Raw genomic sequence first — 1,136 nt, 5'->3', positions numbered from 1 at the left:
ACTCCTTTTGCATTGAGCATGGGTATTTGCTGATGAAATCGGCGGCAATACGGGCAGTTGACATCGTCAGCCACATAGATCACCGCTCTCTCAGGACTGGTCGCTGGATAAGTAATCAGTTGGCTTTCATCCAATGTCGCAAACACCGATTGATTTTTGCGCTGCTCAAAATTCTCATCGAGTCCGATAAACTGACCGTTTTCGATCACTGATATCTCACCATCGGTGATGTACTGCGCATCGTCTGATAGCAAAAAAGGCACCCCTTCTAGCGTTGCACCCCAAATGACCCCAGGTACTGCGGTATAAAAAAACGGCGTTTTTGCACTCATATTTTTGAGCGCGCTCATATTGGCAAGCATCGCCAATTTGACTGCCGCACTGACTGGCTTGCCTACCTGCGCACTCGTGCTGCGTACTGGCGTTTTGGTCACTACCCGCTTACTTGGGTTCTTCTGTAACTCACCTTGGATAACATAGCGACCATCTTCAGTGATATGTAGTGGCGGCTGCCCAGCCAAACTCACTTGATACATATTGGGTAAGTTAGACGGCGCAATGGAGGTAATCTGCGTTTTGATACCGGCTTGGGTCAGCACTTGGCGCAACCGCTTATCGACCGTTGCACTCACCACTTTGCTCATCTGCGCGCTTTGATTGTTTTGGTTCAATTGGGTGCTCGTCGTATCCGCTGAGCTTGGCTGCGCACAAGCAGTAGTGGCTAATAGGATGACGCTGATTAAGCTCGCAGATTTAAATACAGATAATGTCACAGAAACAGTCCCAGTTGGTTTTTAGTAAATGCAACGCTTCACGAAGCCAGCTCTTATTAATCACAATTATATTATGTAAAAGAGTATATTAAAATATTAGACAGACTTTAGCATAAAGGAATTTTTTGCAAAGTTATAAAAGCGCAGTTTTGCAAAATTGCTACTGAGCTTTAAGAGATAGGCAACACAAGCAGACCGCAAGAATAGCGAAGGAGAATCATAGGTAAAAATAGCTGACAGTAAAAAGCAGCACACGGTGTCGTGGCTGCTGATGTTTTTTAGAAGAGAGCAATTTAAAAATGATATTTATGCAAATACTAGAAATTAAAATTTAGCAACTTCTTCTGGCGTTAAGAAGCGACT

At 44.2% G+C, this 1,136-nt stretch carries 1 protein-coding gene; it reads right to left on the bottom strand.

Annotated features, from left to right (window positions below; translation table 11 throughout):
- Nucleotides 1-773, bottom strand: a 773-nt coding sequence (locus tag ACS8FC_RS14650; RefSeq protein ID WP_439297305.1) for a disulfide isomerase DsbC N-terminal domain-containing protein, incomplete at its 3' end; no start/stop codon positions are given.
- Between the last annotated feature and the right edge of the window lie 363 nt (nucleotides 774-1,136).

The sequence above is a fragment of the Psychrobacter sp. 1Y4 genome (assembly GCF_051847555.1).
This window is presented reverse-complemented; position numbering and strand designations above follow the sequence as displayed.